The following is a 25366-nucleotide window of genomic DNA, read 5'->3' as shown; positions in this document are numbered from 1 at the left end:
GGGCAAGGTCGTTTTCAGAGATGGCTACTATAAAATCGCCAAGAAATAGCGGCGGAATTGCGAGGTAGAATTTCGTTTCGTAATTTAATGGCAAAATTTTATCGAGATTTCGCAGGTGGAATTTTCGTCCAAATTTTTAATAGGTAAAATTTTATATAAATAAGCCACGATGAAAGAATAGAGCGCGTAATTTGGATTTAAAATTCTCCAAAAAATAAATTTAATTGGCAAAAATTCTAATGGCAAAAATGCGGGTACAAATGCTTCGACTACAGAAAATTCCGATATCAAAAAATATAATTCTAAAAATCCCGCTTCGCAAAATTCTGGCGGTGAAGATTAGAATGCTGAAAATTCTAATGGCAAAAATTCCGATACTAGAAATTCAGGCGCACAGAATTCCGATGCCTAAAATTTAGCTCGCATTATGAAAAATAAAGCTACGTTAAAATTTAAAAATTTCACCGCCCGCCCGCGCTCTTTTTGGATTCGTCTAAGGCTCGTGCGAGCAGGTGCGGCTCTTTGCTACGCACGTCCCGCCGAAGCCGTTTGTCTCGAAAGATCAAGCATCGTCGCAAAACCGAGCGGAGTGGGTAAAAATTTAAAAAATCAAAATTTTAAAAGCCTAAATTTTAAAAACCGAAACGCTACGAGTACAAATTGCTAGGCGGGTGACTATATAGACTTTAGTGCAGATTACGACGCGGGTTATGATATACGCCTTATAGCATTGCTGCAGCACATGCCAAAGTATAAACTTTAACGCAGATCGAGACTTATATTTAAATATATGCCACGATATAAATTCTAGCGCGGATTACGACATAAATCTCGTCAAGGGTCACGGTATAAACCAAAGTATGACTTGCTACGACATACGCCCTAGTGCAGATCGCGACATAATTTCAAACGCAGATTACGATATAAATTCTAATAGGCATCGCGCCATAAATTTTAAAATTTCAAACGCAAATTTAAAAACGAATTTAGCGGATTTAAAAGCAGATTTAAGGACGGATTTCAGATTATGGAATTTTTAAATTTAAAAGTTGCTGCCGCCGTGTTCGCGCTGCTACTCGCAAGCTGCGACGGATGGAAGCACCATCTAAGCAGCGACGGCACCTCGCTTACCTCCAAGTTCGACCCCTCCGAGCGCACACTAAAGATTGAGGGCAACGACAAGCCGCTCATGCTGTTTTTCTACGCAAGTAGCCGAATTTAGAAATTCCGCGATTTTAAAATTTATACAAAATTCTACGATTTGGAATTTTGATGAAATTTCTGCAGCTACCAGCTTCCGCTAGCACCGCCTCCGCCGAAGCTTCCGCCGCCCCCACTGAAGCCGCCTCCGCTAAAACCGCCATTTCCTCCAAATCTGCCAAAATCCCCGGATGAGCCGCCTCTCATGCGCGATGAGCGCGCGATTTCGCTTATGATGTCTGCGCTCGAGATTATATCCTCGTCGCTTACTCTGCGACGCGTCACACGGCGGCTTAGTAACGCAAAAAGCAAGACCGCAAAAAGTACCATAAAGATCGCAAAGTCCTTGTTACTCGGATCCTGCTGCGCGTTGGCGTTAAGCGGATCAAATTTTATATCGCCGCCTTCGATCGTGCTGATGATCGCTGAAATTCCGCTAATGACGCCACTTTCATAATCTCCCTGCCTAAAATAGGGCAGAATTTTATTGCTGATGATGCGCTTGGCGCGCATATCGGTTAGCACGCCCTCTAGCCCGTATCCGACTTCGATACGCACTTTATGCTCTTGCGGAGCGACGAGCAGCAGTATGCCGTTGTCGCGCCCTTTTTGCCCGAGATCAAGAGCGCGCGCCTGTTCCACGCCGATTTCCTCGATAGAGTAGTCGCCGAGCGATTTTAGGCTTACGAACATGATCTGGTTTGTGGAATTTTTATCGAAAGTCGTTAAAATTTCATTCAGACTCTCTCTCGCGGCTGGGCGTAAAATGCCAGCCTCATCGATTACGGCGGTGCCGTTTGGGCGGGCCAGATACTCGCTGGGTGCGGCAGCGCTTATCCCAAATAGCGCCATCAGGGCAAAAGCAAATCTCCAAGCCACTCTCATCGCAGTTCCACCAAGGTCTCTTCTATCTCGTTATTTTCGCTATTTTTAGGCACTTGCATAGCTAGTTCGCACAGCGCGTCCATCGCCTTTAAAACAGCAGCCTCAAGGCCTTGCGTGCTAGGGTTAAATTCCGTCGTGATACGTTCAAACTCGCCCTTAGAGATAAACTCCGCCGCTCGCGCGCCGCAGATGATATGAGCGCAGCGCTCGCGGACGCAGACACAAAACATTATCGCTTCTTTTACGCTGCCGTAGCGCTCGTAAAATTTTAGCATCGCAAACTCGCCAGAGAGCTGAAGTCTGCGAGATTTAAGCGTGATTAGAGTTAAAAGCGTGGGGCATTTAGCTAGCAGAGCTTTAATCGCTATGAAGCTGAGCGCTACGATTTGCAGTAGCTCAACTTTGCTTATTTGCGGCACGAAGCACAGAACGATGCCGATCGCAAACGCCGTCACTGCTGCCGCGCCATAGCTAGATTCGCAGTCCTCGCTTGCTTCGCGCGCGACTACGCAGACGATCTGCGCACCACTTGCGGCTTCGGCTTTCGTGATTAGCTCGTGGATTTCTTGCTTGCACTGCTCGCTTAGCATTTGCCACCTTTAGCGTTATTTGAACGAGACGCTAGGGGCTTTTTGGCTTGAGCTATCAGCGCTAAAGCTAGGTTTGGCGCCGCCTAGTCCTACAATGCGCGCGATAATGTTTGTAGGAAAGATTCTAATTAGCTTGTTGTATTCCTGCACCGAAGCGATGTAGTCCTTGCGCGCTACGGCGATGCGGTTTTCCGTGCCTTCGAGCTGATTTTGCAAGTCGGCGAAATTCTGATTTGCCTTGAGATCCGGGTAGCGCTCGACTACCAGCATCAAGCGCGATAGGGCCGAGCTAAGCTCGCCTTGAGCGCCGTTAAATTTCGCAAACGCTTCCGGATCTTGCGCTAAGCTTTCTGCATTGATATTGACAGCGGTTGCCTTAGCGCGGGCATTTATGACGCCTTCTAAAGTATCTTTTTCATGACTAGCGTAGCCTTTGACGGTTTCTACGAAATTTGGAATCAAATCGGCGCGGCGCTGATATTGGTTTTGTACCTGGCTCCACGCGGCCTTAACTTCTTCATCTTTGCTTACGAGCTTGTTGTAAACCGGCACTGCAAATATCGCAAATGCAATCGCCGCAATCACTAAGACGATTAGAGCTTTGATTAAGATATGAAGCCCTCCTTTTTGATGCGGATACTCTCCTCCGCCAAAGCTCTCACCTCGCGCGGATAAGCCTTTATTGTCGTAACCTATACGCTCGTTATTTTCTCCTTGCAGCTCTTTCATTGAAATCTCCTTGGGATGTTGGAATTTAATTTGACTAAAATTTCATATTCGATCGTGTCGAAGTGTTTTGCCCAGACTCGCGCGTCGCCCAGCACGCAGATGCGCTCGCCACCGAATTCCGCGCAGAAGCTATCCATCGACATTTTTCCGAGCATTTTTTGTCCGCTTGCAAGCGCTAGCTCGCCCTCGCCGTCGTAGCGAAATAGCCCGTCGGCATAGCCCAGATCGTATGTGCCTATCCTCATATCGCGTGGCGCTTCAAATTTCGCGCCGTAGCCCACGCGCTCGCCTTTTTTTAGCACGCGCGAGCTGATCAGATCGGCATAAAGCTTTAGCACGGGGCGTAAATTTAGGCTCTCGTCAAATTGCGGATAGCCAAACTGTGCCATACCCACGCGCACGCATTCGTCCTCAAAGCCCGCACTGCGCTCGATAGCTGCGGAGTTGCTCGAATGAAATTTTAAATTTCCAAAGCCCGCGGCGGCGGCTTTGTGCCCCGCGAAACGCTTAAATTCTATAAAATTTTGCCTTTGTGCGAAAAAATCTCCACTTAGCTCGTCGCTTGCGCGAAAGTGTGTGAAAAAGCCACGAAGCTTAAATCCGCCCGCCTTGCATAGCCTAAGCGCCTCATCTAGCTCGCTCGCACCGATACCGTTTCTGTGCATAGCAGTATCTGCAGCGATATAAATTTTAAGCCCTCGTTTAAGACGCGAGAAGTAGCTCATATCGTTGATTGCGTAGCAAAACCGCTCATCCTCGTCCCCGCGCGGAATGTGCGAGAGCACTAAAATTTCATCAAATAAATTCGCTATCTGCGCAGCTTCCGCAGTACTTCGCGTTACGGCGCGTACGAAGCCTAGTTTCGCCGCTTCCTCGCAGCAAAGTCTGCAGCCATGGCCGTATGAATTATCCTTGGCTACTAAAAATACTCGCTCCGCTCCACCTACTTTGGCGGCGATTTGCGCTAGATTGTGCGCATAAGCGGCGCGATCTAAGATGATCTCAGACATCGAAGTCTAGTCCGTAAGTGCGGTATAAATATGGCAGCAGCTTGCGTGCTGCGTAGTCGTATCCGTAGAATTTCGCATAAACTTCTTTCAAGCTAGCCGCACCAGCGCGCTCGAAATCAAATACGTCGGTACCCGCGATCTTTGGCACGCGCTCATCTAAGAATTTAAAAAATTCCGCTCTCGCAGCTAAAAGCTCTTTTATATTTTTCTCAACCTCTTGTTTTTCAGATTCGTTCATCTCTGGTCCTTTAAATTTTCTAGTTTGCCTAAAAATACGCGCTGCATTTCGTCGCGAAACTCGGGGCTGCTGGCCTCGAAGCGAGTTACGATCACAGGCGTGGTGTTGCTTGCCCGCACGAGCGCCCAGCCGTCATCAAACCGCACTCTGATGCCGTCGATCTCGATAATATCGCGGATGGGCGGTAGCTCCGCGATACCCGCGTGGATTTGAGCTTTAAGAGCTTCGATGATCTTAAATTTCGCCTCCTCGCTCGTATTAAATTTTATCTCGTCGGTGCTAAAAACCCGCGGCAGCTTGTCTAGCTCGGCGTCTAAATCATACCCTTTAGCTACGAGCTCAAGTACGCGCATCATCGCATATACGCCGTCATCAAAACCGAAATATCGCTCTTTAAAATAAATATGCCCGCTAACCTCGGCGGCAAGATCGATGCCAAGCTCCTTCATCGCCTTTTTGATATTGCTGTGACCGGTCTTGCCCATAAAGCTTTTGCCGATCTTATCGATGGTATCGTACATCGCTTGAGAGCATTTGACCTCGCCTAGGATGCGCGGATGGTGCATATTTAAGGCAAGCAGGCAGGCTAGCTCGTCGCCTTTGATATTGCGGCGCGGCGTAAGCACGGCGATCCTATCGGCATCCCCGTCAAAGCCGAAGCCTAAGCTCACGCCGTCTTGCTTCATCGCGGCTTTAAGATCCGCTAAATTTTTCTCCTCGCTGGGATCTGGGTGGTGGTTTGGGAAGTTGCCGTCCGGCTGCGGAAATAAAACTTTAGCGTTTAGTCCTAGCCTTTCGACGATTTTAGTAGTCGTAACGCCTGCAGCTCCGTTTGCGCAGTCGATTATAAAAGGCGCGGCAAAGCCCTTAAGCGCTGCAAATTCCTTCTCAAAATATGCTAGATATTCGCTTAAAATGTCGTATCTCTCGGCGCTTGCGTTAGTTAGAATTTCAAAATTTGAACCGATCAGCTCCCGCACCTGCGCACCTAGACGCTTCAAATCCGCGCCAAAGAAGCTATCCGTGCCGATCGTTATTTTAAAGCCGTTGTAATTTTTGGGATTGTGCGAGCCGGTGATCATTACGTTTGCGTCAAATTTATGCGTAAATACGCTAAAATAGCCCACCGGCGTCGGTAGCAAGCCGATATTATAAACCCGCAATCCGGCGAAATTTAGCCCGCTTACGAAATAGCCGAAAAGCTCATCCGCGCTAAGACGGGCGTCGTATCCCACGCTAACGCGCTCAAGCCCGAGATTTGCGATATGTTTGCCAAGCGCAAAGCCGATCGCCTTTACGCTGCGCTCATTTAGCTCCTCGCCTACGATGCCGCGAATATCGTATTCTCTAAAGATATCTTCGATCATAAAATTCCTTTAAATTTAAATCGCGGTATTTTATAAAAACTTGCTTAATATTTATATTATAAATGATAAAATCGCCGCTAAAATTCCAAAGGATGGTTATGAAAAAATTTATTCTAGCAGCGATTTTAGCGGCTTTTGCTTGCGCAGGCGATTACGAGCTCGTAGGTAGCGTAAATACTTCGTTTAGAATTTTTGGCAAGGACGATCGCATCGAAGTTATCGCGGTTAAAGATCCTAAGGTTGATGGAGTGACCTGCTATGTCTCATACGCCAAAAAAGGCGGCGCCAAAGAGATCATCGGCATGGAGGAGGACCGCTCCGAAGCCTCTGTTTCGTGCGTGCAGACAGCGCCTAAAATCATCATCAAAGAGGAGCTGAAAAAAGAGGATATTTTTGAAAAACGCAGCTCGTTAATTTTCAAAAAGACCCACGTAGTTAGGCTTTACGACGCGGTGCAGGGCTCACTAATCTATTTGGTTTATTCAGATAAAGTGATCGACGGCTCGCCTAATAACTCGATCTCGGCTATCCCGTGCCACCAAGCCGTGGGCGACGTGTGCGAGCTCGCATATACTCAAGGCAAAAAACAATAATAAGGAATTTCGCAAAGATAGAATTTTATCGTAGCAGAATTTTAAATTAGAAATTGCGCGATGAGATGGTGCACAAAATTTAATAAAATTCGCTAAATTCCGCAGCATTTTATAAAATTTTATCTGCGCCGTTAAATTCCTGCGCGAATGCTTAAGATGAGAATTTTACCGCTTTATCAAAGCATCTTAACGCATATTCGCGCTACGCTAGTAGGCGTGCGCTTGCAGGTCGTAAAATGAAAAATTAAGCAATTTTTGCTAAAATCTCGCGATTTTGAAAACCCTCGTAAATCTAAAGGAAATCAATGAAGACATTTTTTAGTATGGAGTGCGCGTCAGTGATGCTACTGATTTTGGCGCTAGCCTGTGCGATCGCCACTTTCGTAGAGACTGCTTACGGTACGGAAGTAGCTTGGGCGATGGTTTATTCTACTGCATGGTTTGGCGCGCTGATGGTGCTTTTGGGAATAAATTTAAGCTACAATATCTATCGCTACCGCATGATTAAGCTTCGCACGCTACCTGCGCTAATCTTTCACGCAAGCTTTTTGTTTATGCTTGTTGGTGCAATTTTGACTAGATATTTCGGCTTTGAGGGCAATATCCATATAAGAGAGGGCGGCGAGAGCTCGATCGTAACGACTAAAGACGAGGTCGTTCAACTTCTTACTTTAGGCAGCGACGGCGAGTTTATATCTGCTGACGAGAGCAAATTTTTAAACGGCGCAGGACGGATGAACTTCGATCTCAATCTAGACGTAGAGGGTAGGATCGCAAATTTAAAATTTAAAGAGCTCGTAGAGCACGGCGAGCTAAAATGGGTGCAAGATCCGACCGGACAGGCTCCTGCGCGCGTGGAGCTATTATTTTCAAACAATGTTGGCAGCCAAAATGTCTCCTTGCAATCGGGCGAAAGCATGGAGATAGGCGAGCTTAGTATCACTTTTAACGCAGAGCCTAAAAGTAAGAATTTCATCTACATAAAATCCAAAGACGGCAAATTTTATCTAAACTCAAGTCTTGATATAAACGCCACTAAAATGGCTGATATGAGCACTTCGCCGCTTAAGAAAAACGAGGATAATCCGCTAGGCAATCTCTTGCTTTACAGCTTCGACGGAATAAATTTCGCCCCCGTTAGCCTGCTTAGCTCCGCGGTCGAGAAATTTGTCCCGGTCGATGCGAATTTACCGGGTGAGCCCGGAGTCGTCGCTACGCTAAGCTTTGCGGGGCAGAGTCGCGAAATCTACGTGCCTAGGGATTCGCATGGCGCTAGCTACAAAGTGGGCGATAAGAATTTCATCGTAGCCTTGGCGCCAAAGATGCTTCATCTGCCTTTTAAAATCGCGCTTCGCGACTTCGTGATGGATCGCTATCCAGGCACCAATTCGCCCTCCGGATATAAAAGTGAAATCACGCTAAAAGACGGCAATACGAGCTTTGATTATGATATTTTTATGAATCACGTGCTCGATTACGGCGGATACCGATTTTTCCAAAGCTCATACGACACGGATGAGCGCGGCACCGTGCTTTCGGTCAATAAAGACCCCGGCAAAGTTCCAACTTACATCGGCTATTTTTTGCTTTGCGTGGGGATGTTTTTTAACTTTTTCAACCGGGGCTCGCGCTTTTTCAAGCTCTCGCGCTTAATCAGCGAAAATACGCATCTTGCTAGAGAAAAAGATGTAAATTCTAAAAATTCCGCGTCTAGCTCGGTGCCCGTAAGCTCTGCAGAAAGCTCCACGTCAAAACGCGCCAAAAAATCGCGACGTGGCACTAAAGGCGCAGCATTAGCATTAGTAGGCGCGTTGGCTTTGAGCTTGAGTGCATTGTATCCTAGCGCAGCAAATGCCGAACAAAACTCCACTACTCAAAATTCTATTTCGCAAAGTTCCGTCTCAAATGCAGCCGCAGAAAATCCAGCGCCGCAAAGCCCGGCTAGTGTGCAAAATTCTACTTCGCAAAATTCCGCGCCGAATTCCGCCGTTGAAAATTCCAATCAAAGCTCCGCTTCGCAAGAATCTGCAGCCGAGCAAGACTCCGTCCCGCCGCATAATTTTTCTACTATGGGAGGCGAGCTAGCCGTGCCGAAATTTGATCCTAAATTTAGCGAAGATCTAGCAAGCCTTGTAATTCAGGGATTTGATGGGCGAATGGAGCCTTTTGATACCGTTTCCAGGGAGCTTTTAAATAAAATTTACCGTGCCGACAACTACAAGGCGCCAAATGGCGAAATTTTAAACCATAACGCCGCTGCGCTTTCGTTTATGCTAAATCAAAGCTACTGGAGGCGTGCGCCGATCATCAAGGTTAGCGAGCCGGAGCTTAAGAAAATTCTAGGTATGGATGAAAAGCAAAGCCACGCTAGCATGATGGATTTTTTTGAATTTAAAGGTGGCGAGAGCTACTACAAGCTTGATAAAATGGTCGAGGAGATCAACCGAAAGCCTTTGGGCAATCGCGGCGTACTAGATAAAGAGATCATCAAGGTAAATGAGCGCGTAAACGTCTTTTACTCGGCGTTTATGGGGGATTATTTTAGAATTATTCCGGTTAAGAACGCTAAAAATAACGAGTGGCTTTCGCCGCTATATCTAGGCGATGCGCTGGATCAAAACGAATCTGCTGAAGTTAAAAAAATGATGGGAATATTCGTTTCGTCCGTGGTCTATGCTCAAGAAAGCGGGGATTGGAGCGGCGCAGAAAAGATGCTAAGCTACGTCAAAAAATACCAAGCACAAAACGGCGCAAACCTAATGCCTAGCAAGAGCGCGATAAAATATGAAATTTTATTTAATAAGGCTAAAATTTTTTCTCGCCTATTTCCGATCTACACTATCTCGGGATTTTTGCTTCTGATCTTTATCTTTCTTAGGATGATGAAGCCCACTCTTCGCTTAGGCGGCGCGTTTAAGCTCGTTTATGTCGTAAATATCGTCGCTTTCATCGCGCATACCGCAGGTCTTGCGCTGCGCGGATACGTCTCGGGGCACGCGCCGTGGAGTAACTCCTACGAATCGCTCATCTACATCGCGTGGGCGCTGTCGCTAAGCGGAATATTTTTCTCGCGCAAATCCGCTATTTCGCTGGCGCTAACGTCAATAATGGCGGGCATAACGCTGATGGTCGCGCATCTTAGCGACATCGATCCACAGATCACCAATCTCCAGCCGGTTCTAAAATCGCACTGGCTTACGATCCACGTCTCGGTAATCACCGCGAGCTACGGATTTTTAGGCCTTTGCATGCTGCTTGGAATTTTTACCCTCGTGATGTTTTTATTCGACAAGAAAAACCCTGAGATCGCGCGCAACATCACGGAGGCTACGCATATCAACGAAATGTCGATGATCCTAGGGCTTTGCTTGCTGACGGTCGGCAACTTCCTAGGCGGCGTGTGGGCAAATGAAAGCTGGGGGCGCTACTGGGGCTGGGATCCGAAGGAGACCTGGGCGCTCATTACGATTTTTATCTACGCGGTGGTAGTGCATTTTAGGTTTATGCCTAAGCTCAATAATCAGTTCGCCTTTGCCGTAGCCTCGATGTTTGCGTATTTTAGCGTCATAATGACCTATTTCGGCGTAAATTTCTATCTAAGCGGCATGCACTCATATGCTAGCGGCGAGCGCATTCCGGTGCCTGGCTGGGCGTACGTGATGGTTGCCTCGATGATAGCTCTTGCAATCGCGGCGTATTTTCGCTCGGGCAAATCGGCTAGGCTTTAGATAGGCGGGACCCAAATTTCAGAATAATAATTTTGAAATTTCGCCCGGATTTCGCAGTTTGCCGAGCCTTTAAGGATTTATGAAATTTATCTTTAAATTTTGGCTAGGCTTTAAAACCCCGTAGAATTTTATAGAATTTTACGATTCGCGATTGCGCTAAATTTTAAAATTTTGCATCGCGACAGGACTTTGATGCTTAAAATTTTTAAGGCGTCGTAAAATTTTAATGATTTAGAATTTGCGCCGCTATGGGGTTTTAATGTTTTAAATTTTACTTCTAGTGGAATTTTTTCATACGACGGAAGCGCGACGTAGTTTAGAATTTTAAAATTTCAGTTAGCGCACTAGTGTAAAATCCGGTCCGCCGCAGCCATAACCGAGCAGTGAAATTTTAAAATTTGATTTTATAAATTCTATGCTCATCTTTAAATTTAAAATTTAAAATCTCGCGCTTTATGAAATTTTATTTATGGCGTCGAAATTTTAAAATTTTGCATGTCCTTGCCATAGCGAATTTCGCATGATAAAATTTTAAATTCCGCGCCATGATAGAACATGACAGAATTCGAAAATTTATAAAATTTTAAACTGCGAAAACGTCGCCAGGCATTAAAATTATCTTAAAATATAATTTAGCTTGCAAGGTTAAGCTAAATTTCTGCTTATAATCATATTGATTTAATCTTTATTTGGCTAAAATTGACGCTTGTCAATTTCTTAATTTGAAAGGATAAAGATGTCTGATCTAAAACAGGATAGACGAGGCTTTATCGGGCTTACTTTCGGCGCGGTTGCCGCTGTGGGTGGCGTTTTCGCACTCGTGGGGATGAAGAAATCGTGGGATCCACTACCTAGCGTGCGCGCCGCTGGCGTCACTACGGTAGATTTAAGTCCGATCAAAGAGGGCGAGCTGTATCAAACGCAGTGGCGCAAAAAGCCGATTTTCGTGCTTAAAAAGACTACCGATATGCCCAAAAATGATGCCCGCGACGTCGTCGTAGGAGATGCTAGATATACGCTTTGCATAGGGCTTTGTACGCATTTGGGCTGTATTCCTAGCTACAAGCCATCGACGCAACAATTCATCTGTGCATGTCACGGCGGGATTTTCGATGCTAACGGCGTAAACGTATTTGGTCCGCCGCCACGCCCTATGGATATACCGCCCTTTAAAATCGACGGAACGAAACTCGTTTTAGGCGAAGAGGGCCCCGAATACCAAGCCCTAAAGCAGAAAGTATAGGAGGCGCAGATGGCACATATCAGAAAGGCTACGGGAGTTTGGGATTGGTTCGACCAAAGACTCGCCGTAACAAAATTTTTCAAGGTGATGGTAAGCGAGTATTGGATTCCTAAAAATATCAGCTTCCTTTGGGCGATGGGCGTTATTTTGATGACGCTATTTATAGTTTTGTTCGTTAGTGGACTAATGCTCGTGATGTATTATAAGCCGGATGTAAATTTAGCATTTGATAGCGTAAATTTCACGATTATGAAAGAGGTCGAATACGGTTGGCTATGGCGACATATCCACGCAGTATCGGCATCGGTCGTATTTTTGATCCTATACATTCATACTTTAGTAGCTATTTATTACCGCTCGTATAAGCAAGGGCGAGAGATGATTTGGGTAAGCGGAATGCTACTTTTCATCATCTTTTCGGCTGAAGCTTTCAGTGGTTATATGCTTCCGTGGGGGCAGATGAGCTACTGGGCAGCGATGGTTATTACGAATTTATTCGGTGGAATTCCCGTAGTTGGCGATGCAATAGTCGAATGGATTCGCGGCGATTATGCTGTTAGTGATCCGACGCTGACGCGATTTTTTATGCTTCACGTCTGTTTGCTACCTCTTGTGGTGGTTGCGGTGCTGGCGGTGCATTTCTATTCGCTTAGATTTCCGCATGTAAATAACCTAGACGGCGAGGAGATTGACTTTGAGCTCGAGGGTGAGAAGTATTTGGAAGGAAAAACTAGCGAAAGCAAGGTAATTCCGTTTTGGCCGGGCTTTTTGGCGAAGGATTTTTTCTACGTCAGTATCTTTATGATATTTTTCTTTTATCTAGTGGGCTTTCACTTCGATTTTGCGATGGATCCGATAAATTTCGAGCCGGCAAACAGCCTCAAAACCCCGACGCATATCTATCCGGAGTGGTACTTCCTTTGGGAGTATGAAATTTTGCGCGGATTTTACTTCGACGTAGGGCCGCTTAAGGCTGCCGACATCGGGCTTATCGCCTTTGCATTTGCCGGAGTTTCGCTATTTTTTATCCCGTTATTTGATCGCAGCAGCGTAGTGGCGCCCGCGCACAAAAACAAGGCGTTTTTCATCTGGTTCTGGGTTTTGGTAATCGACATGATCCTGCTTAGCCTTTTCGGCAAGCTCCCTGCAGACGGCGCGGAGCTTGGTATCGAAAATAAATACTGGGGCTTTGCCTTATCGATCATCTATATCGGATTGCTCGTCGTAGTGCTTCCGTTAATTACAATCGCAGAAAGAAAGAGGGTCTAGCCATGAAAGAGATAAGAACCCTAATCTTAGTGCTTTTTTGTGTGGGAATTTTATACTGGTTTATCGAGCCTTATGCTCATACTAAGCTTAGCCCGCACACCGATCCGGTAAATTACGACTTTGCAGCAGGCGATACGGCTTTAGCTGCGCATAACGTAGCCGCAGCAGAAAGCGCTTTGGCCGCAGCAGAAAAGGGCGGAGATGAGACGATGATAAAAAATTCTAAAAAAGCCCTAGCCAGTGCGAAAGAGCAACAAGACAAAACCGTGCTTTTTTGGGATGAGATAAATAAAATAGATCTTAGCAAAGGCGATGCTGTGCGCGGCGCCGAGACCTTTACAAATGCAGGCTGCACCGCATGTCATGGAGTAAAAAGTGCAAATATCCCAGCACCTATGGACGCGGCAAGCGCTAGTGCCGCATACGGCGTCAATCCTCCGGATCTTAGCAGCGCAGGCTATCTATACACCGATAAATTCTTAGCTGCACTCATCAAAGATCCGATCATGGCTCTTAAGCTAGATCAGAAATTTGGCGACGAAAAACCTTTTCCGATGCCTGGATTTTTCGGTACAGGCGGTGATCTAAATCAAGAGATCGCCGATATCGTAGCCTATCTAAAATCGCTCGCTCTTAGCGAGGATAAGCTAATCGCCTCTGAGGCTGCTGCTAGCGGTATCAAGCAAGGCGCCGAACTAAACGAAGCGCAGAAAAAATTCCTTTTAAGCAAGGCGGTTTTTGAGGATGCTTGTCTAAGATGCCACGACGTCAAATATGATAAGCTCTTTGCATCCGGCGACAAGGCTAGCTTGGCTGCGTATATGGGCTCGACGCCTCCTGATCTTTCGATGATGATCCGTTCTAAGGGCGCCAACTATCTACACGAGTTTATCAATGATACGCAAAAGAAGCTTCCAGGCACTTCGATGCCGCGCGTAGGCTTGAACGAAAACGCTGAAGCCAAGGTCGTGGAGTATCTAGCTGACGTAGGCGATAGCAAAAAAGCCGAGCGTGAAGCTACGACCATAAATATTATGATTTATTTCTTGATCCTTTCTGTTTTTGCAGGTCTTTGGAAAAGTAAAATTTGGTCGAAACTTCATTAAAATTTTAGCAGTCGGAGCAAAATCCGACTGCCGTTTAAAATTCCGCCATATCCTAAATTCTATTAAATTCCATCTATCAAAAAGCTCTTGCAATTGAGAATTTAGCCGCTTTCGTGCTTTATGATAACCGCTTTTTTTATTACTTTTTAAGATTTTTCTACATATAATTGCCGCTCGATTTTGAAATTTAATGTATGAATTCAACTCAAGAAGGTTCAGATGAAATTTTTTAAATTTGCGGTTTTAGCTCTAATTTTTCCGCTTGCTATGCTTTTTGCGGATACGGATTATCGCGCCGAAGCAGCGACGATAAAAGAGAAATTTGCTCAAGCGATCAAGCTTTATGTCGATGGTAATAATTCTGAGGCTAGAAAGATAACTCAAGAGGCGTATTTTGGGCATTTTGAAAATCTAGAAGCTGGTATCCGCATAAATTTGGGACAGAAAAAATCCTACGATATGGAGAAGCAATTCGGCGATATCCGTAAAGCAATCAAAGCCGAAAAGCCGCTAAATGAGATTCAAACTATGATCGATAATCTAAATCGTGAGATTGATGAGGTTCTGCCTGCGATCGAATCTGGTCATCGTCTTGTAGCCGAGTATCAAGACGGAGGCGACGGCAGCACTTCTGCGCCAGCCTCAGGCGGGAATTCCGCAGCATCCGGTACAACTTCGCCTTGGATGAGCGTCTATACGGAATTTAAAACTGAGCTGGATAATGCTAAAGCTGCGTTTGATAAAAAAGACACTGCTGCGCTAAAAGCTGCGCTAAATCGCGCGAAATTCGATATCTACCGCAACGAACGCCTAGAAGAGGCGGTACGAAAATATGTCTCGTCTCAGACCGATCAATCAATCCAGCAAATCATCGGAAATCTCTTGCGCGAGGATGCAGATACGGACAAATCAAAATTTGACGAAGCGATAAACGCCCTAGATAATCTAGCATTAAAAGCCGTACATGATTTGCCGCAAGAAAGCTACTCCATAGCGCCACAGACTGCGTTAGCACAAAGCGATACTAGTGAGGATGAGGGCAAGGATTTTACGCCGATTGTGCAAAATATCAAAGACAAAATGGCTAAGGTTTTGCAGCTTTACGAGAGCGGCAAGGTTGATGACGCGATTGACGAAAGTGGCAATATCTACTTCGACGAATACGAAGAGAGCGGCATGGAAAATATCGTCGGCGCTAAAAATACTCAGCTCAAGCTAGACACCGAAGCAAGCTTTAATAAAATTTCGGCTCTTATGCGCGCGGGCGCTTCCAAAGAGCAGATCGTAGCGGCGCAAAACAAGCTATTTGATCAGCTTACCCAAAGCCTAGAGCTAACGAAGAAATCAAGCAACTGGGATCTATTTTTATACGCGTTTATCATCATCTTGCGCGAAGGATTTGAAGCGCTCATCATCGTAGCCGCAGTCATCGCTTTGCTTATAAAATCCGGCAACTCAAAGCACCTAAATATCGTTTACAGCGCTCTTGGCGTCGCGGTTGTGCTAAGTATCGCTACGGCTTACGGGCTGAATTATATCTTTGGTAGCGAAAATGCAGGACAAACGCGCGAAGTGATGGAGGGCGCGGTAATGTTAATCGCCGTAGTTCTGCTATTTTACGTGGGCTTTTGGCTTCTTTCAAATGCAAGTTCCAAAAAGTGGAGCGCCTATATCCAAGGTCAAATTTCAAACAGCCTAAGTTCGGGCGATAGCAAGATGCTTTGGTGGACGGTGTTTTTAGCGGTTTATCGCGAGGGCGCAGAGACGGTGCTATTTTATCTGGCACTACTTTTCGATGCCAAAAGTCCGGCAGCTACCAGCATGGTAGCAGCAGGCTTCGTAGCGGGTCTGGCGGCTCTTATTATAGTTTATATCGTCATCAAAAAATTCTCGCTTAAAATCGCTATCAAGCCGTTCTTCATCGCTACATCGGTCATTATCTTTTATATGTCCGTCGTATTTGTGGGCAAGGGCGTGATGGAGCTAGTCGAGGGCAAGGTATTCGTGCCTACGGTAATAGACGGGCTTCCAACGATTACGTGGATCGGATTTTATCCTTACGTCCAGAGCCTCGTGCCGCAAGCGGTGATGATCGTGCTTTTGATCGTAGGAATTTTAATCTTAAAAAATAAGCAAAAAAACAAATCTTAATAAGGAGAGAAAAGATGAAAAAGATTTTTTCAGGTATGTTGGCACTAAGCCTAGCCTCTGTTATAGCAATGGCGGGAGAACATCCAATCGGCGAGCCGATTGAGCAAAATGGAATGGAGATCGCTGCAGTTTATCTTCAGCCTATAGATATGGAGCCTAAAGGCATTGATCTAGCTCCTAGCAAGGCAGACATCCACCTTGAGGCGGATATCCACGCTATCAAAGGCAACGCAAACGGATTTGGCGAGGGCGAGTGGATCCCTTACCTAAAGATCGCTTACGTGCTTAAAAACCTAGATACCGGCAAGATCCAAAAGGGAAATTTCATGCCGATGGTAGCTAGCGACGGCCCTCACTACGGCGCCAATATCAAGATGGTAAACGGCGTAGGCAACTACGAGCTAACCTACAACATCGAAAATCCAAGCGCCAACGGATTCGGTCGCCACGCGGACAAAGCGACCGGCGTAGGCAAATGGTGGGAGCCGTTCTCGGTTAAATACACTTTCCAATACACAGGCGCTCCTAAAGAGTAAATCATAGATGGGCTCTGCCGAGTCCATTTTCGGCGGAGTCCTAGCGGTATTGGGTTTAGCCGCACGCTTTAAATTTAAGGCGGTTAAATTTAGCCCGTTTAAATTTAAATGTTACGCCGCAGCCAAAGCGTATCGTTTTGCTTCAATGCGTTTAAGCTTACGAATCTTTTAGCTGGGGCAAAATTTTAAAATTTCAAGAGGCTTGAAATTTTAAAATTTTAAATTTAGCGCGCCGCGAGGGCGAGACAAAACCAAAACAAGAGCGAGGCGAAATTTCTCTTTGCGGGCGGCTCTTGCCGTTGCGAACTTTTTGCAAGCGGATTTGAAATTTTAAAATTTACAAAATGGCGTAGATTTTAAAATTTTAAAATTTAAGCAATTATAGGCGATTTACGCGCATTAGACTCGATGAGGATTTTTAATGACGATATTTTTTTATCACGTTAGCTTGGCTCTATTTCCGCTCGCGTTTTTAAGCGCGTATCTGGGCGGCAGGCGCTTTATCAGCGCATCGTTTTTGCCCGCGCTTTTGGGAGCTGCATTCGGGGCGCTGTGCTTTAGCGCATTTGCGCGCTCGGCAAACGCCGATACGGGCAAGATCGTATTTGATGCGCTCGCACTTTTAGCGCTGCTCGCGCTACTGCTTGCGTTTAAGTTTAAGCGATTCTATCTTACCGCTATAGTTATTTTTGCTCTTGGTTGCGCGTATGGATTTGAATACCGCTTCATAGGGATGAATTTTAAAATTTTCTCCGGCGAGCTACTGGATAGCTTCAGCCTAACCAACCTCTTTATGGCGGTTTTAGGCGTGCTGGCGCTCATTTTATTCTATTTTATTTATCGCTCAGCTCTAGTGCGCGCGAGCAGAGGCGCAAAGCTAGCGTCGTTCGCTCTTGCGTGGGCGTTTGCCTTCATAGCTAAAATCGGCTTTTTAGGTCTTGATCTGCGCCAGGCAGACGCGCCCAAAGCACTAGCTGCGAAGGGTTTTGAGGGGCTTTCAAACGCGATCGGCTCGTCCGAGTTTCTAAGCGTCATCGCTAAAATCATCCACTACAATAACTCCTATCTGACGCTAGCTCTTTGCCTTATAGCCACGCTAATTGCGCTGCTTACGGCATTTCGTGCGCCAAGCCGAGTGTCTCGCGAATCGGACATTATAAAATTTAGAGAGGTTAAAGCGGGCAGATTCGCCATTTTTAGAGATTTTAGCCTGATCTTATCGCTTGGGATTTTAATCAGCTTTTTGGGGCTTTATTATATCTTGGTCGCTTCAAAACCGCCTACGATCGATGAGCCTAAGATCATCGAGCCGCAAGGCGCGGAATTTATAATCGATGCAAACATCGTAAAGGACGGCAAGCTGCACCGCTTTGCCTACGTTACCGACGACGGGCATAAGGTTAGGTTTTTTCTACTAAACCGCTTCACGGACAAATTTGCCCCGGTCGCGGTTTTTGACGCGTGCTCGATTTGCGGCGATATGGGCTATATCAAAAAAGGCGACGAGCTCATCTGCATCGCTTGCAACGTGCGTATATTTTTGCCGAGCGTCGGCAAACTGGGCGGTTGCAATCCGATCCCGCTGGATTATAAGCTAGAGGGGCAAAATATCGTCATTGCGCTTAAGACGATTGAAGATGGCGCATCCTATTTCTCGGAGATTGTGGATAAAAAGGTGATCGATCCGGTCAGCAGAAAAGAAATTTTAAATACCTCTAAATTTAGCTATCTTTACTACGGACGCACCTACTTTTTCGAAAGCGAAGCGAATGCAAACGCCTTTATCGCGCACCCCGAGCGCTATGTAGATGAAAACGGCACGCTAAAGGAGCTTAAATAATGTTTTTACGCATCATCAAATCATCCATTTTAAACTCCAGGGATAGCAAAATTTTAGCGTTTTTGACGATATTTTTATCGGTCTCGCTGATCGCTTGCATGCTAAATATCACGCTAAAAATCGGCGATCAAGTCGCTAAGGAGCTACGCAGCTACGGCTCAAATATCGTAGTGCTACCGCGCTCGCAAAGCCTAAGTATCGAGATCGGCGGGCGCGAATACTCGCCGCTTAAAAACGATGATTTTTTAAAAGAGAGCGATCTGCATAAGATCAAAGAAATTTTTTGGCGCAACAATATCACCGCCTTTGCGCCCTTTTTAACTACCCGCGCGGGAGATTACGACGTCGTGGGAACCTACTTTGAAAAGGACGTGGGCGTTAGCGACGAGCCTGATTTCAGATCGGGCGTGCGCTCGCTCTATCCGTTTTGGAGCGTAGAGGGGCAGTGGGTAAAGGACGGCGCCGATGACGAGGTGCTCGCAGGAGACGCGCTGGGGCTTAAGATCGGCGATACGGTTAAGCTTGGAGATTATGAGGTTAAAGTCGTTGGGATTTTGCACGGCGCGGAGGATGAAGCCAAAAAGCTGATCGCAAATTTATCGCTGGTGCAAAAGATAACACACAAAGAGGGCCTCATCGCCAAGGCAGAAGTTAGCGCCATGACGATCCCAGAAGACGATCTGTCTGTAAAGGCAAGAAGGAGTCTCGATAATCTAGACGCCACAGAATACGACACATGGTATTGCTCAGCATACGTTAGCTCCATCGCATATCAGATCACCGAGGAGTATCCAAACGCGACCGCTAAGGCGGTGCTTAGCGTCAGCGAAGCTCAAAGCGGCATCACGAAAAAAATTCAAAATTTAATGGGCGTCGTAAGTATTTTATCTCTGCTGATTTCAAGCATCTGCATCACGAGCCTGCTAAGCAGCGAAATTTACAAGCGTAAAAAGGAGATCGGTTTGCTTAAGGCGCTGGGAGCGAGCAATTTTATGATCTATATCCAGTTCGCCGCCGAAATTTTCGTTATCTGCATAGCGAGCTCGCTCGTGGGCGCAGTCGTGGGCTACGCGCTTAGCTGGGCGATCGCGTATCAAATTTTCGGCTCCTTTATCGGCGTGTCGCTAATGGTCTTTCCGCTTAGCATCGTCTTTGGACTTCTTATTTGCATTATCGGCTCGATTTTGCCGCTACGCGGAGTGATCAAGCTACTGCCTGCGGAGGTGCTTTATGGTAGGAAATAACGGAGCGTTTTTTAGAGGCGCGATCTTTAAAAGTATCATCAACAGCGGCATTCGCAGCTTCGTGATTTTCGTCGCGATCATGCTAGGCAGCGCAGTTTGCGCGGCGTTCGTAAATATCTACGCCGACATCGATAAAAAGGTCGCCAGCGAGCTAAACAGCTACGGCGCAAATTTAATCGTAAGCCCTGCGAATTTAGAAAATTCCCATATGGACGAAGCGGCACTCGATGCGAAATTTGCCAAAATTCCAGCTCTAAAAAGCGCGAATAAATATCTTTTCGGTAGCGCAAATTTAGGCGTCAATTCAGGCATCATCATGGGGGTAAATTTCTCCTCTCTGCGCGATACGATGCCGTTTTTGGATCTTAAAGAGGGCTCGTTTATAGGCGTGGATTTCGACGATAAAAACGCGCTTATCGGGCAGGATCTCGCCAAACTTTTGGGCGCGAAGCTCGGTGATAGTATCGAGATCACGCCGATCGGCTCAAACGAAACGAGCAAGGTAAAGATAAAAGGCATCGTCTATGACGGGCAGAAAGAGGATGGCATGCTGCTAATCTCGCTGCCGCTGGCGCAAAAAATTTTAAATCAGCCTGCGCAGGTAAATTACGCCGAAGCGATCGTAAGCGGCGATTTTAAGCAGCTAAGCGAAATTTCAAAGAGCCTAAGCGATGCGCAGATGAGCTTTGCGCCGATCGGCAAGGTATCCAAGACCCAAGGCATCATCTTAAACAAAATCAAGCTTTTGATGCTTCTTATTGGCATTACGATCCTTCTGATCACCTCGGTCTGCATCAACACGAGCCTTAGCTCGATCCTGCTTTCGCGCATCAAAGAGTTCGCGCTCATCCGCGCAATCGGCGCGAGCAAACAAAATTTGCTCCACCTAATCCTGAGCGAAATTTTAACCGTCTGCGTCGCAGGCTCGCTAGCGGGAGTATTCGTGGGATACCTGCTCGCAATATTGCTGGGGCATCTGATATTTTCAAGCAGCGTGGATTTTAGGTTAATCAGCCTCTTTGCGGCGGTTGCGCTGAGCCTGATTTTTGCGCTCGCGGCAAGCTACTATCCGATCAAAAAGGCGCTGAATCCGAATTTAGCGAATCTATTAAGGGAATGACATGGAAATTTTAAAATTTGAAGGCATCTGCAAATACTTCGGCGAGGTCAAGGCGCTCGATAATATCAGCTTCGACGTTTTAAGCGGCGAGTGGGTCAGCATAATGGGGCCAAGCGGCAGCGGCAAGAGCACGCTCGTAAATATCCTAAGCCTGATGGACACCCCCACTGCGGGCAGATATATCCTAGGCGGAGCCGACGCGAGCGCGCTAAATGACGAGCAAATTTTAGAATTTCGCCGCAAAAAGATCGGCCTCGTGTTTCAGCAGTTTCACCTAATCCCCTATCTAACGGCCGTCGAAAACGTTATGCTCAATCAATACTACCATAGCTGCGTGGATGAAGATAGTGCCAAGGCAGCACTTGAGAAAGTGGGGCTCGGGCACCGCATCACGCACCGCCCTAGCGAGCTTAGCGGCGGCGAGCAGCAGCGCGTCTGCATCGCTCGCGCACTCATCAACGACCCTGACATCATCATCGCGGACGAGCCTACGGGCAACCTCGACGAGGCCAATGAGCGCGTGGTTTTGCAGCTCTTTCAGACGCTCCGCAGCGAGGGCAAGACGCTGCTTTTGGTCACGCACAACGAAGAGCTCGGCAAATTTGCCGACAAAGTGGTGCGCCTAAGACACGGCAAGCTCGATCGAATAGAGCTTTTGGATCAAAGCACGATGAAACATTATCTAGGCTCTCAGGGTGAAAATTCAGATCGCGATCCAAACGAAAGTGTTTCGCAAAGCTCTAGCGCCGAAAATTTAAAAGCGAAGAACGGCGATAAAAATTCGAGCACGAGTGAGAAAAATCCCGCCTCGCAAAATTTAGGTGGCGAAGATCAGAGTGCCGAAAATTCTAACGGCGAAAATCAAGGTGCCAAAAATTCGGGTGCGCAGAATTCCGGTGCATAAAATTTAGCTCGCATGATGAAAAATAAAGCTGCGTTAAAATTTAAAAATTTCACCGCCCGCCCGCGCTTTTTTTGGATCCATACAAAGCTCGAGCGAGCAGGTGCGGCTCTTTGCTGCGCGCGTCCCGCCGAAGCTATTTGCCTCGAAAGATCAAGCGCCGTCGCAAAACCAAGCGGAGTGGGTAAAAATTTAAAAAGTCTAAATTTTAAAAGCCGAAACGCCACGGGCGCAAATTACGGCGCGAGTCGCGACATGCGCCTCAACATAGATCGAGATATAATTTTCAACGCATACCACGATATAAATTCCGGCAGAGATCGCGCCGTAAATTTTAAAATTTCAAACGCAAATTTAAAAGCCGATTTAGTGCGCCCGAAGGCGGATTTTAGATGATAAAATTTTTAAATTTAAAAGTTGCTGCCGCCGTGTTCGCGCTGCTGCTCGCAGGCTGCGACGGATGGAAGCACCATCTAAGCAGTGACGGCACCTCGCTCGCCTCCAAGTTCGACCCCTCCGAGCGCACACTAAAGATCGAGGGCAACGACAAGCCCTTTGTGCTGTTTTTCTACACTAGCGGCTGCGGCGCGTGCAAAGCCCAAGTACCCGCGCTAAACGAGCTGCAAGCTAGCGGCGATGCGCTGATTATTGGCATTCTAGGCGATGGTAAAGGCTTAGAAGCCGACGCCGCGGTCGCTCGCGAAAAGGGGATAAAATTCCCAAGCGTCAGCGGCGCAAACTCCGTAAAATACTTTGAAACCATCGTAGGCGGCATTTTCGGCACCCCCACGTCGGTGATCTACGATAAAAACGGCAAAGCGGTCAAAAAGCTCATCGGCCTCTACCCCAAATCCGCCTTCGAAACACAGCTCAAGCTTATAAATTAACGAGCAGAATTTAATGCAGCCAGATTTACGGCACCGGCCTGCAATACCCACCAAAATAACACTTCGAGTTTAAAATTTCTTTCAACTTGCAGATGCCTTTGCGTTTAAATTTCAAAATTTGGGCGCGCAGTGGATTTAAGTATTCGCCGAGTTTTGCTAAAATTAGCTTTGTTGCTAAGCTGCTTAAATAGCTAAAAAACGGCGATATCAAAATAGAAAGGAGACGGCAATGAGCAAAAAATCCCTTGCCTTAGGCGCTGCTGCGATACTTTGCGGCGCGCTAAGCCTAAATGCCGAGGCTTCGGCGACGCAGAGCGCGCAAATAGATCTGAAATTTAACGCCGCAAATTTTACGCAAGAAAGCGTGATCGTAGGCGGCAAAAAGATAAAATTTCACGCCTACAAAAACATAAACTACGTCGCAAAACCCGTAAGCGCGCACTATCAGAGCATGAATATCTTCATCCCGCAGCAGTATTTTGAGGGGCGCAAGAGCGGCAAATTTGACGCCGCGAGCGCGCCGATATTTTTACAAAACGGCGTGGGCGGCTATATGCCGGGCGAAGCGGGCGAGGTCAAAATAGACGAAAGCGGCAAGCCAAACGCGATAGCTACGGCGCTTTCGCGCGGTTACGTCGTAGTCGCTCCTGCCGCGCGCGGACGCACGCTAAAAGGCGCAAACGGCGATTATATCGGCAAGGCGCCCGCGGCGATCGTCGATCTAAAGGCAGCCGTGCGGTATCTGAAATTTAACGACGCTGCGATGCCGGGGGATGCGGACAAAATCATCTCAAACGGCACGAGCGCGGGCGGAGCGCTCTCGGCGCTTTTAGGCACTAGCGGGGACGAGACCGCGTATGAGCCGTATCTGCAGGAGCTGGGCGCTGCAAAGGCGAGCGATAAAATTTACGCGGCGTCTGCATACTGCCCGATCACAAATCTAAAGCACGCGGACGCGGCGTATGAGTGGATGTTCGGCGCGCAGAGCGAATATGAAAAGATGGATTTTAGCGGCCTTGATGCGGCGGGATTTAACGAGCGCGGCGAAAATTCTAGCGGCACTGAAAAAATTCCAAAAAAGACGCAAATCAAAGCGCCGCAAAGCCCGCACGCAAAACGATTAGCGGCAAGCTAAACGCAGCGCAGATTAAAATTTCAGACGAGCTAAAGGCACAATTCCCCGCCTATCTGAACTCGCTAAGCTTAAAGGACGGGGGCGGTCGCGCGCTAAGCCTGGATAAAAACGGCGACGGCAGCTTCAAAGATTACATAAACGGGCTCATATCGGCCTCGTTTGCTAATTTTGCGGCGAAAAATCCGCGCGCGAAGGCGCCCCTATACCTCGCCGCCAAGATCAAGGATGATACACCCCAATCGCATATGCTTTTTTGGGGCTACGCGACTGCCGAGCCGCGCGCCAAGACTCCGCCCGCATTCGACGGCTTTGCGCTTGAAAATCCCGAAAACGAGCTGTTCGGCGGCGCCAAATTTAACGCAGCGCATTTTACGGATTTTGGCGCGATGAATGACCCCGCCAAAGGGGTGCTGATCGCAGATGCGCGGATCGTAGAGATGATGGATGCGATGAGCTTCGTGCATAGCGGAAACGGCGCGAAATTTTACCGTATCCGACACGGCGCGAGCGATCGCGATACTGCGCTTGCGATCCCCGCTATTTTGGCGCTTAGCTTGCAAAATGCGGGCAAAAACGTCGATTTCGCGGTGCCTTGGGGGCAAGGACACGGCGGCGATTACGATCTTAAGGAGCTTTTTAACTGGATCGACGAAATAGTCGCGCGCTAGATTAACGGGCGGAATTTTACTTTGGAATTTAAAATTTTGCCCGCAGCTCTGCCCTAAATTTTATCGCCTAAAGCTCGCCCTAACAGATACGCCGAGCGGCGTAAAATTTCGCTGCAAAATTCTATCGCGGCAGAATTTTAGCATCGCCGCAAGACACGCAACGGCTTGAAATTTTGCAGCCAGCACTCAAAAAATTCCATAGAATTTTATCGCGGCAAAACGACGCGAATTAAATTTCATCGGCCACGGCGATTTATGGCGCGGAGTTTTAGCGCGATCCGCGCCAAAATTTCGGCACAATCAAATTCTGCAGGCTAAATAAAAACCGAAGTATGCGATAAAATTTCACGGCGTTTATGCACTTCCGATCGCAAGTATTTGAGCACGCAGGTATCGCACATGAGCGCGCATTCGACGCGCGGGTGATTAAAAATCCGCCAAAATGAACGCAAAAAACCCAAATAAGCACGGTAAGCAGGCTAAATTTAAGGCATACATTTCGCGATCTCCCGCGGCTCCAAGCCCGCTTTTGCCATCCATTCGGCCTGCTTTAATAATCTGCCGAGACTCAAAAAGCGCCGTTTGGCGTCGTATCTTTGCGACGTGTGTATAAATTTCATAATTTAACGGCACTTTTAAGCACCGCTTAGCCTATTAAAGACCAACGCACGCCGCGTCAGGATCGCTTTCTAAAACCGGGCGCGCTAGCATCTTTGCGACAGCGGCGCAACTAGGCGCTAAATTTAACGTTAGCCCTCCTTGCACCGCCTCTCTAGCTCGGCGTGCGGCGATACCCTTTGCACTCTTTGCGACACGAGGTCTAAGCGCAAGCCGCTCCCTCGCCGCGTCGCAAAAGAGCTTTTAAAATTTTAACGCCCTAGCCTTTTGCAATCTCGTAAAAACTGTCTTTAAAAACAACCTTACCA

The 25366-nt window shown here is 47.2% G+C and carries 20 protein-coding genes and 2 pseudogenes; 16 read left to right on the top strand and 6 right to left on the bottom strand.

The genetic code is table 11. The annotated features are described in order from the left end of the window. Positions 1–860 precede the first annotated feature (860 nt). Together Q0460_RS00675 and Q0460_RS00670 are read left to right on the top strand one after the other, a co-directional pair. On the top strand, positions 861–1040 hold the full coding sequence (locus tag Q0460_RS00675; RefSeq protein WP_299083603.1) for a hypothetical protein: 180 nt from the start codon (positions 861–863) through the stop codon (positions 1038–1040). Further along, positions 1028–1222 (top strand): hypothetical protein, encoded by a 195-nt coding sequence (locus tag Q0460_RS00670; protein ID WP_299083600.1) that lies wholly within the window; start codon positions 1028–1030, stop codon positions 1220–1222. Before Q0460_RS00675 ends, Q0460_RS00670 begins: the two co-directional genes overlap by 13 nt. 65 nt (positions 1223–1287) lie before the next feature. Here Q0460_RS00670 and Q0460_RS00665 read toward each other — a convergent pair whose 3' ends face one another. From Q0460_RS00665 to Q0460_RS00640, 6 genes are read right to left on the bottom strand one after another with little or no spacing between them, the layout of a single operon-like run. Then, positions 1288–2085, bottom strand: a complete 798-nt coding sequence (locus tag Q0460_RS00665) for a TPM domain-containing protein (protein ID WP_299083597.1) — start codon at positions 2083–2085, stop codon at positions 1288–1290. After that, positions 2082–2675: a hypothetical protein gene (locus Q0460_RS00660; RefSeq protein ID WP_299083594.1), complete on the bottom strand. Its 594-nt coding sequence runs from the start codon at positions 2673–2675 to the stop codon at positions 2082–2084. Before Q0460_RS00660 ends, Q0460_RS00665 begins: the two co-directional genes overlap by 4 nt. 15 nt (positions 2676–2690) lie before the next feature. After that, positions 2691–3404, bottom strand: coding sequence for a LemA family protein (locus tag Q0460_RS00655; RefSeq protein ID WP_299083591.1), 714 nt, complete (start codon positions 3402–3404; stop codon positions 2691–2693). Beyond that, on the bottom strand, positions 3401–4414 hold the full coding sequence (locus Q0460_RS00650; protein ID WP_299083590.1) for an alanine racemase: 1014 nt from the start codon (positions 4412–4414) through the stop codon (positions 3401–3403). Before Q0460_RS00650 ends, Q0460_RS00655 begins: the two co-directional genes overlap by 4 nt. Beyond that, a complete protein-coding gene (gene cmeU, locus Q0460_RS00645) occupies positions 4407–4652 on the bottom strand; it encodes a CmeU family protein (RefSeq protein WP_297895345.1) in 246 nt (81 codons plus the stop codon). Before cmeU ends, Q0460_RS00650 begins: the two co-directional genes overlap by 8 nt. After that, positions 4649–6019 carry a phosphomannomutase/phosphoglucomutase gene (locus Q0460_RS00640; protein WP_299083588.1) on the bottom strand — a complete coding sequence of 457 codons (1371 nt, stop codon included), beginning with the start codon at positions 6017–6019 and terminating at the stop codon, positions 4649–4651. Before Q0460_RS00640 ends, cmeU begins: the two co-directional genes overlap by 4 nt. Positions 6020–6117: 98 nt before the next feature. On the opposite strand from Q0460_RS00640, the gene Q0460_RS00635 reads away from it, so the two are divergent. From Q0460_RS00635 to Q0460_RS00570, 14 genes and pseudogenes are all read left to right on the top strand, one after another. Further along, positions 6118–6612, top strand: a complete 495-nt coding sequence (locus Q0460_RS00635; RefSeq protein ID WP_299083586.1) for a CreA family protein — start codon at positions 6118–6120, stop codon at positions 6610–6612. 305 nt (positions 6613–6917) lie between these two features. Then, the gene (gene ccsA, locus Q0460_RS00630) at positions 6918–10340 is read left to right on the top strand and encodes a cytochrome c biogenesis protein CcsA (protein ID WP_299083584.1); all 3423 of its coding nucleotides are present in this window, start codon (positions 6918–6920) and stop codon (positions 10338–10340) included. Positions 10341–11076: 736 nt separating this feature from the next. After that, positions 11077–11583 (top strand): ubiquinol-cytochrome c reductase iron-sulfur subunit, encoded by a 507-nt coding sequence (gene petA / locus Q0460_RS00625; RefSeq protein ID WP_299083582.1) that lies wholly within the window; start codon positions 11077–11079, stop codon positions 11581–11583. Positions 11584–11592: 9 nt separating this feature from the next. After that, entirely contained in the window at positions 11593–12852 is a 1260-nt protein-coding gene (locus Q0460_RS00620; RefSeq protein WP_299083580.1) for a cytochrome bc complex cytochrome b subunit, read from the top strand. Positions 12853–12854: 2 nt separating this feature from the next. Further along, a complete protein-coding gene (locus tag Q0460_RS00615; RefSeq protein ID WP_299083578.1) occupies positions 12855–13958 on the top strand; it encodes a c-type cytochrome in 1104 nt (367 codons plus the stop codon). Between the two features lie 219 nt (positions 13959–14177). Beyond that, positions 14178–16109 carry an FTR1 family protein gene (locus tag Q0460_RS00610; RefSeq protein WP_299083576.1) on the top strand — a complete coding sequence of 644 codons (1932 nt, stop codon included), beginning with the start codon at positions 14178–14180 and terminating at the stop codon, positions 16107–16109. Between the two features lie 14 nt (positions 16110–16123). Then, entirely contained in the window at positions 16124–16645 is a 522-nt protein-coding gene (locus Q0460_RS00605) for an iron transporter (protein WP_005869331.1), read from the top strand. A 421-nt stretch (positions 16646–17066) separates the two neighbouring features. Continuing rightward, the gene (locus Q0460_RS00600) at positions 17067–18485 is read left to right on the top strand and encodes a Fe-S-containing protein (RefSeq protein ID WP_299083575.1); all 1419 of its coding nucleotides are present in this window, start codon (positions 17067–17069) and stop codon (positions 18483–18485) included. Then, on the top strand, positions 18485–19729 hold the full coding sequence (locus Q0460_RS00595; protein WP_299083573.1) for an ABC transporter permease: 1245 nt from the start codon (positions 18485–18487) through the stop codon (positions 19727–19729). Before Q0460_RS00600 ends, Q0460_RS00595 begins: the two co-directional genes overlap by 1 nt. Beyond that, positions 19716–20849, top strand: coding sequence for an FtsX-like permease family protein (locus Q0460_RS00590; RefSeq protein WP_005869323.1), 1134 nt, complete (start codon positions 19716–19718; stop codon positions 20847–20849). The genes Q0460_RS00595 and Q0460_RS00590 overlap by 14 nt, the downstream gene beginning before the upstream one ends. A gap of 1 nt (position 20850) precedes the next feature. Beyond that, positions 20851–21489: pseudogene (locus tag Q0460_RS00585) on the top strand (ABC transporter ATP-binding protein); the annotation flags it as partial. Positions 21490–21768: 279 nt separating this feature from the next. Beyond that, a complete protein-coding gene (locus tag Q0460_RS00580; RefSeq protein ID WP_299083571.1) occupies positions 21769–22146 on the top strand; it encodes a hypothetical protein in 378 nt (125 codons plus the stop codon). Continuing rightward, the gene (locus Q0460_RS00575) at positions 22143–22637 is read left to right on the top strand and encodes a TlpA disulfide reductase family protein (protein WP_298977958.1); all 495 of its coding nucleotides are present in this window, start codon (positions 22143–22145) and stop codon (positions 22635–22637) included. Before Q0460_RS00580 ends, Q0460_RS00575 begins: the two co-directional genes overlap by 4 nt. A gap of 229 nt (positions 22638–22866) precedes the next feature. Continuing rightward, positions 22867–24440: pseudogene (locus tag Q0460_RS00570) on the top strand (subtype B tannase). The last annotated feature ends 926 nt before the right edge of the window (positions 24441–25366 follow it).

Source organism: uncultured Campylobacter sp., assembly GCF_937980635.1.
Classification (GTDB): Bacteria; Campylobacterota; Campylobacteria; order Campylobacterales; family Campylobacteraceae; genus Campylobacter_B.
The sequence above is the reverse complement of the archived record's forward strand: the minus strand, read 5'-3'. Positions and strand labels throughout refer to the sequence as shown.

Coding starts and splice junctions, on each gene's coding strand:
- Q0460_RS00675 (WP_299083603.1), top strand. CDS start 861: ATGACTTGCTACGACATACGCCCTAGTGCAGATCGCGACATAATTTCA.
- Q0460_RS00580 (WP_299083571.1), top strand. CDS start 21,769: ATGAAAAATAAAGCTGCGTTAAAATTTAAAAATTTCACCGCCCGCCCG.
- Q0460_RS00615 (WP_299083578.1), top strand. CDS start 12,855: ATGAAAGAGATAAGAACCCTAATCTTAGTGCTTTTTTGTGTGGGAATT.
- Q0460_RS00600 (WP_299083575.1), top strand. CDS start 17,067: ATGACGATATTTTTTTATCACGTTAGCTTGGCTCTATTTCCGCTCGCG.
- Q0460_RS00590 (WP_005869323.1), top strand. CDS start 19,716: ATGGTAGGAAATAACGGAGCGTTTTTTAGAGGCGCGATCTTTAAAAGT.
- Q0460_RS00605 (WP_005869331.1), top strand. CDS start 16,124: ATGAAAAAGATTTTTTCAGGTATGTTGGCACTAAGCCTAGCCTCTGTT.
- cmeU (WP_297895345.1), bottom strand. CDS start 4,652: ATGAACGAATCTGAAAAACAAGAGGTTGAGAAAAATATAAAAGAGCTT.
- Q0460_RS00670 (WP_299083600.1), top strand. CDS start 1,028: ATGGAATTTTTAAATTTAAAAGTTGCTGCCGCCGTGTTCGCGCTGCTA.
- Q0460_RS00595 (WP_299083573.1), top strand. CDS start 18,485: ATGTTTTTACGCATCATCAAATCATCCATTTTAAACTCCAGGGATAGC.
- Q0460_RS00655 (WP_299083591.1), bottom strand. CDS start 3,404: ATGAAAGAGCTGCAAGGAGAAAATAACGAGCGTATAGGTTACGACAAT.
- Q0460_RS00635 (WP_299083586.1), top strand. CDS start 6,118: ATGAAAAAATTTATTCTAGCAGCGATTTTAGCGGCTTTTGCTTGCGCA.
- Q0460_RS00620 (WP_299083580.1), top strand. CDS start 11,593: ATGGCACATATCAGAAAGGCTACGGGAGTTTGGGATTGGTTCGACCAA.
- petA (WP_299083582.1), top strand. CDS start 11,077: ATGTCTGATCTAAAACAGGATAGACGAGGCTTTATCGGGCTTACTTTC.
- Q0460_RS00665 (WP_299083597.1), bottom strand. CDS start 2,085: ATGAGAGTGGCTTGGAGATTTGCTTTTGCCCTGATGGCGCTATTTGGG.
- Q0460_RS00575 (WP_298977958.1), top strand. CDS start 22,143: ATGATAAAATTTTTAAATTTAAAAGTTGCTGCCGCCGTGTTCGCGCTG.
- Q0460_RS00650 (WP_299083590.1), bottom strand. CDS start 4,414: ATGTCTGAGATCATCTTAGATCGCGCCGCTTATGCGCACAATCTAGCG.
- Q0460_RS00660 (WP_299083594.1), bottom strand. CDS start 2,675: ATGCTAAGCGAGCAGTGCAAGCAAGAAATCCACGAGCTAATCACGAAA.
- Q0460_RS00610 (WP_299083576.1), top strand. CDS start 14,178: ATGAAATTTTTTAAATTTGCGGTTTTAGCTCTAATTTTTCCGCTTGCT.
- ccsA (WP_299083584.1), top strand. CDS start 6,918: ATGAAGACATTTTTTAGTATGGAGTGCGCGTCAGTGATGCTACTGATT.
- Q0460_RS00640 (WP_299083588.1), bottom strand. CDS start 6,019: ATGATCGAAGATATCTTTAGAGAATACGATATTCGCGGCATCGTAGGC.